This window comes from Pantoea rodasii, assembly GCF_002095465.1.
GTDB classification, from domain to species: Bacteria; Pseudomonadota; Gammaproteobacteria; order Enterobacterales; family Enterobacteriaceae; genus Pantoea; species Pantoea rodasii.
In genome coordinates this window covers 1-5,025 of record NZ_MLFP01000045.1, presented here as the reverse complement: position 1 = coordinate 5,025, position 5,025 = coordinate 1, and the positions used below count along the sequence as shown (strand labels likewise).

General features: G+C 48.1%; 5 protein-coding genes and 4 tRNA genes. 7 read left to right on the top strand and 2 right to left on the bottom strand.

The window, feature by feature from the left end; genetic code table 11:
• Nucleotides 1-95 precede the first annotated feature (95 nt).
• Together murB and birA are read left to right on the top strand one after the other, a co-directional pair.
• Entirely contained in the window at nucleotides 96-1,133 is a 1,038-nt protein-coding gene (gene murB, locus HA45_RS23160; RefSeq protein ID WP_100700159.1) for a UDP-N-acetylmuramate dehydrogenase, read from the top strand.
• The gene (gene birA / locus HA45_RS23155) at nucleotides 1,130-2,092 is read left to right on the top strand and encodes a bifunctional biotin--[acetyl-CoA-carboxylase] ligase/biotin operon repressor BirA (protein WP_100700160.1); all 963 of its coding nucleotides are present in this window, start codon (nucleotides 1,130-1,132) and stop codon (nucleotides 2,090-2,092) included. The genes murB and birA overlap by 4 nt, the downstream gene beginning before the upstream one ends.
• 49 nt (nucleotides 2,093-2,141) lie before the next feature.
• Here birA and coaA read toward each other — a convergent pair whose 3' ends face one another.
• Entirely contained in the window at nucleotides 2,142-3,092 is a 951-nt protein-coding gene (gene coaA / locus HA45_RS23150) for a type I pantothenate kinase (protein ID WP_100700161.1), read from the bottom strand.
• A gap of 204 nt (nucleotides 3,093-3,296) precedes the next feature.
• Entirely contained in the window at nucleotides 3,297-3,854 is a 558-nt protein-coding gene (locus HA45_RS23145; RefSeq protein ID WP_100700162.1) for a GNAT family N-acetyltransferase, read from the bottom strand.
• A gap of 328 nt (nucleotides 3,855-4,182) precedes the next feature.
• On the opposite strand from HA45_RS23145, the gene HA45_RS23140 reads away from it, so the two are divergent.
• From HA45_RS23140 to HA45_RS23120, 5 genes are all read left to right on the top strand, one after another.
• A tRNA-Thr gene (locus HA45_RS23140) sits at nucleotides 4,183-4,258 on the top strand.
• Between the two features lie 7 nt (nucleotides 4,259-4,265).
• Nucleotides 4,266-4,350: transfer RNA gene (locus HA45_RS23135), tRNA-Tyr, on the top strand.
• A gap of 190 nt (nucleotides 4,351-4,540) precedes the next feature.
• A tRNA-Gly gene (locus HA45_RS23130) sits at nucleotides 4,541-4,615 on the top strand.
• 5 nt (nucleotides 4,616-4,620) lie between these two features.
• Nucleotides 4,621-4,696 (top strand) — tRNA-Thr (locus HA45_RS23125).
• Between the two features lie 107 nt (nucleotides 4,697-4,803).
• A partial coding sequence (locus HA45_RS23120; RefSeq protein ID WP_244563468.1) for a GTP-binding protein occupies nucleotides 4,804-5,025 on the top strand: 222 nt, incomplete at its 3' end.

The following is a 5,025-nucleotide window of genomic DNA, read 5'->3' as shown; positions in this document are numbered from 1 at the left end:
ATCGGTGAAATCCACGCTAAAAGCCACGAAAACATCCCACCCGTAACTAACTGATCGGGTAAACTACGGCCAGATAAATCAGTAAAGGCCGTGAAATGTCCAGCCCCAACACTTCTTTAAAAGCATTCAACACACTGGGTCTCGAGGTCAGTGCACAAGCGCTGTATATCGCAGACACACCCAAAGCCATTATTAACGCATGGCAAGCCACTCAACAGGCGAATCAACCTTTCATTGTCTTAGGTGAAGGCAGCAACGTGCTTTTCCTGGAAAACTTTCATGGCGGAGTGATCATCAATGCCATCAAGGGTATTTCACTTGAGGAAAAAGCTGAATCATGGCATTTGCACATTGGTGCTGGCGAAAATTGGCATGAACTGGTTGAGCATACCTTAAAGAAAGGCATTACCGGCCTGGAGAACCTGGCATTAATTCCCGGAATGGCAGGCTCGGCACCAATTCAGAATATTGGTGCTTATGGCGTTGAATTCAAAGATATATGCCAATATGTCGAAGTACTGCATCTCCCAACGCAGGAATTGGTTCGTCTGCATCGTGATGAGTGCCAATTTGGCTATCGCGATAGTATCTTCAAGCATGAGATGAAAGAGAATTATGTCATTATTGCCGTTGGGTTGCGTCTTGCTAAACAATGGAAGCCAGTATTGAGCTATGGCGATTTGGCGAAATTGAATCCGGCGACAGTCTGTGCATGGGATGTATTCAATGCGGTCTGCCACATGCGCAAAAGCAAACTGCCGGACCCGCGCGAAACGGGCAATGTGGGCAGCTTCTTCAAAAACCCTTTGATTACACATGAATTGGCTTCAACGCTGTTGCAGAAGTGGCCTGAAATGCCGCATTACCCGCAGGAAAATGATCAGGTCAAATTAGCTGCAGGTTGGCTGATCGATCAATGTAACCTGAAAGGTCATCAAGTGGGTGGCGCAGCCGTTCATCGCCAGCAGGCGTTGGTATTGATCAATGAGAACCAGGCGACACCACAGGATATCGTTGCGTTGGCTCATGAAGTGCGAAACCATGTGGGTGAGAAATTCAATGTTTGGCTGGAGCCCGAAGTTCGCTTTATCGGTGCTCAAGGTGAACGTAATGCCGTTGAGGTCATTTCATGAAAGATAATAGTGTTCCATTAAAGTTGGTAGCGCTTCTGGCCGATGGGGAATTCCACTCAGGTGAGCAATTGGGTGAAGTGCTAGGCATGAGTCGCGCAGCCATTAACAAGCATATCCAGACGCTGAAAAGCTGGGGCCTGGATGTCTACACGGTAACCGGTAAAGGTTACAGCTTACCTGCACCTATCCAGCTGCTAGATGAAGCAGAGATTCTTTCACATCTGCATCAGCCCAATTTAGATGTAATACCTGTTATTGATTCAACCAACCAATACCTGCTTGATCGCATGGACCAACTGGCCTCAGGTTATGCATGTATAGCGGAGTACCAGCAAGCGGGGCGCGGTCGCCGCGGGAGAAAATGGTTTTCTCCTTTTGGGTCTAACCTTTATCTTTCAATGTACTGGCGTCTGGAGCAAGGACCTGCGGCGGCTATGGGGTTAAGCCTGGTCATTGGAATTGTTATGGCAGAAGTCATCCAGTCTTTGGGTGCGCCAGATGTGCGCGTTAAATGGCCAAACGATCTCTATCTTAACGACCGGAAATTAGCCGGTATCCTTGTTGAATTAACCGGCAAAACAGGCGATGCGGCGCAGATTGTGATGGGCGCAGGGGTCAATCTGGTAATGCGCTCAGAAGGCGCGTCTGAGATTAATCAGGGCTGGATAAATTTGCATGAAGCAGGCGTAGAAATTGATCGAAATGAGCTGGCGGCGAAAATCATTAATAGTCTGCGAGAGGCACTTCCCATTTTCGAACGCGATGGATTGGCTCCATTCTTAGACCGTTGGGGTGCGTTGGATAACTATATCAATCGTCCGGTTAAACTGCTGATTGGCGACAGGGAAGTTCATGGTATTGCGCGAGGGATTGATAAGCAGGGTGGTTTATTACTGGAACAGGATGGTGAAATTAAATCCTGGGTGGGTGGTGAAATTTCTTTGCGTCCAGGTCATTAATCTGTTTTCAATTTAATAATTAAACGTCCTGCCGATGCAGGACGTTTTTTTATTTTCTTAAACGAACACTTTGCACTGCGTGATCGGCAGACTTGGTCATAATCAGACTGGCACGTTCACGGGTTGGAAGGATGTTTTCCTTTAGATTTAACCAGTTAATCTCTTTCCATAATCCACGCGCAATATTCTCTGCCTCTTCTGCTGGCAATTGAGAATAGTGGTGGAAATAAGAGTCAGGATCGCTGAATGCCCCTTCGCGGAATTTAAGGAAGCGATTGACATACCAGCGTTCTAATAACGTTTCTGGCGCATCGACATATATTGAAAAATCGACAAAATCCGAAACGAATACATGATGAGGATCATGCGGATAATCCATGCCGCTTTGCAGCACGTTCAACCCTTCCAAAATCAAAATATCGGGCTGTTGCACCACTTTATCGCCATCCGGAATCACATCGTAAATAAGATGCGAATAAACGGGGGCTGTCACCTGGTTGGCACCCGACTTTAAGTCGGATACAAAATTCACCAGACGATGCATATCATATGATTGCGGAAAACCCTTCTTCTTCATCAGGCCACGCTCTTTCAGCACCGCATTGGGGTGCAAAAAGCCATCGGTGGTGATCAACTCGACTTTACGATGTTCGGGCCAGCGGCTCAGGAGCGCTTGCAGCACACGGGCAGTGGTACTTTTGCCCACGGCAACACTACCAGCGATACTGATGATATAAGGGATCTTTTGCCCATTGGTGCCAAGAAACTGCTCAAGCACCGCCTGACGGCGTAGATTCGAGCTGATATAGAAGTTGAGCAGACGTGAGAGCGGTAAATAGATCTCAGCAACTTCTTCTAAAGAGAGATCTTCATTAATGCCGCGCAGTCGCTCGATTTCACCTTCAGCGAGCGTCATTGGCACTGAGTCGCGCAAAGCGGCCCACTGCTGACGGTCAAACTGCAAATAAGGTGTAGTGAGTGGCGTCGTTTTTTTACTCATAAGCATGCATCTGACCGCAAATTCTGGCTCATCAACACCTTGCAGCGCCAGGCATACAATGATGCGTCGAACTCAGTTGCACGTCGTAGGGGGTAATTTAACGAGAACAATGGGCTGGAGGGTAACACCAGTGTCACTTTAAAAAGAAGCAAAATGATAAACCACAGCACGCTTTCGTAAGCGTGCCCGCATTTTTATTATTGCTCAGTAGCTTGTTGCGGCGGTTTCTGCTGGGCAGGTGCGTAAGCGCTTATAGTAAATTGCTCCTGGATGAGGATGCCCATCGGCGCGTAAAGCATAATCAGGGAGTTCTCCAAGATAGTGATAACCCTGCGCCCTATAGAACGCCTCCACAGGGGAGCCAGCCAGAACATCCAGATAGAGTAACCCACGAGCGCAGCGCCCAGCTTGCTCTTCAAGTTTGTGCATTAGCTGCCGACCAATTCCTTCACGCTGTGCCTCCGAGTGCACCAAAAGATGCAACACCTCGGCTCTATTTTGTCCATCAGGCCGCTGACAAATGCTGAGTTGTACGCTGCCAGCCACACCAATGTCTGTTAATGCAACCCAAAGAAGACGCTCATGGCGCGCCAAACCGTCACGCAGACTATGAAAATAGCGCTCAGCATCCTGATAGCGTTGCCGGCCTTGTGAGGGATGAAAAGCGGAAGTCATATTGTGTTGGATGGCATCCACCATTAGCGCGCCCAGCGCCTGTCGATAGCGTGGCAGTGTTTCAGCATTAAGCTGCACAATATTCATACATCGATCTCCTTCACCAGACCCCTATTTATAACTAAGCAAATTGCGGGCCAGCTAAAAAGCGCTCAATCGGGCACAAATCTGCAAAAATTAATCGTCGATTGCACAACTGAAATGCAGCATGACCTGGAAATGTGCAAAACAAATCATATGACTTTACCCAACGCGGCTTCGTCCGGCGGCGGGAAAATAGACTGTCTTTGGTCGAAAATTCTGCAGAAGATAAGCGATTTGCGAGGATTTGCACAAATAGTAAGCGATAGAACAAATTTGATAATTTTTTTGTTGCATCCTGGGCTCGGTCTTCCCATAATGCGCTCCACTTGATGCCGGCTTAGCTCAGTTGGTAGAGCAACTGACTTGTAATCAGTAGGTCACCAGTTCGATTCCGGTAGCCGGCACCATCAAGTAGGTGGGATTCCCGAGCGGCCAAAGGGAGCAGACTGTAAATCTGCCGTCACAGACTTCGAAGGTTCGAATCCTTCTCCCACCACCATCTCAGCCTCTTGGTTGAGCGTCAGATAAAGTCTTTGTCTGACGGGTGAGTTCATCTCTCTCACCTTCGAATTCAGATTGCAGAGTTACGCAATCAAAGTTGGTCAGAAACTCTGACTGGCTCGAATAATAGAAGGTCTTCTTTTATTATTCATAAGCTACAGAAAGAACAGGTAGCCGAGTTCCAGGATGCGGGCATCGTATAATGGCTATTACCTCAGCCTTCCAAGCTGATGATGCGGGTTCGATTCCCGCTGCCCGCTCCAGATGTGCTGATATGGCTCAGTTGGTAGAGCGCACCCTTGGTAAGGGTGAGGTCCCCAGTTCGACTCTGGGTATCAGCACCACTTCCTTTATCTCTCTCCTGATTCTCTCTCTGTAAACCAAACAGTCAGGCATTGCCTGGTTGATATGACGATATCTTCGATATATCCGTGTCTTAGAGGGACTAGCGATGGCTAAAGAGCAATTTCAGCGTAACAAACTGCACGTAAACGTCGGCACCATCGGTCACGTTGACCATGGTAAAACCACTCTGACTGCAGCAATCACCACCGTTCTGGCTAAAACCTACGGCGGCTCTGCTAAAGCGTTCGATCAGATCGATAACGCACCAGAAGAGAAAGCACGTGGTATCACCATCAACACTTCTCACGTTGAATACGAAACCCCTTCT

Bases quoted from the DNA above. Each gene is read 5' to 3' on its own strand.
- murB (WP_100700159.1), top strand. From the start codon at position 96: ATGTCCAGCCCCAACACTTCTTTAAAAGCATTCAACACACTGGGTCTC.
- birA (WP_100700160.1), top strand. From the start codon at position 1,130: ATGAAAGATAATAGTGTTCCATTAAAGTTGGTAGCGCTTCTGGCCGAT.
- coaA (WP_100700161.1), bottom strand. From the start codon at position 3,092: ATGAGTAAAAAAACGACGCCACTCACTACACCTTATTTGCAGTTTGAC.
- HA45_RS23145 (WP_100700162.1), bottom strand. From the start codon at position 3,854: ATGAATATTGTGCAGCTTAATGCTGAAACACTGCCACGCTATCGACAG.